The organism is Pseudomonas sp. DSP3-2-3 (genome assembly GCF_049898225.1).
Lineage (GTDB): Bacteria > Pseudomonadota > Gammaproteobacteria > Pseudomonadales > Pseudomonadaceae > Aquipseudomonas.
The window spans coordinates 1-596 of record NZ_JAFCXH010000087.1; the positions used below are offsets into that span (position 1 = coordinate 1).

Here is a 596-nt window from a genome sequence, read left to right on the forward strand (position 1 = left end):
GGCCAGGCGATTCACCTGGGCGACCGTGACTGCTCGCTGCAGCGTCGTCACCAGAAAGTTCTGGAAGAAGCGCCGGCACCGTTCATCGATGAAGAAGCCCGCAAGGCCGTGTTCGCCAGTTGCGTCAAGGCGTGCATCGACATCGGCTACCGGGGTGCTGGCACCTTTGAGTTCCTGTACGAGAACGGCAGCTTCTACTTCATCGAGATGAACACTCGCGTTCAGGTAGAGCACCCGGTTTCGGAAATGGTCACCGGTATCGACATCGTCAAGGAGATGCTCAGCATCGCCGCCGGCAACAAACTGTCGTTCACCCAGGATGACGTCGTCATCCACGGGCATGCGCTGGAATGCCGGATCAACGCTGAAGATCCGAAAACCTTCATTCCGAGCCCAGGCCTGGTCAAGCACTTCCACGCGCCGGGCGGTAATGGCGTGCGGGTCGACTCGCATCTGTACAGCGGCTACAAGGTCCCTTCCAACTACGACTCGTTGATCGGCAAGCTGATCACCTGGGGCGCAACGCGCGACGAAGCCATGGCCCGCATGCGCAATGCCCTGGACGAAATCGTGGTCGACGGGATCAAGACCAACAT

At 59.6% G+C, this 596-nt stretch carries 1 pseudogene; it reads left to right on the forward strand.

The features are described from left to right. A pseudogene (locus tag ACP7E4_RS30485) lies at window positions 1-596 on the forward strand (acetyl-CoA carboxylase biotin carboxylase subunit); the annotation flags it as partial.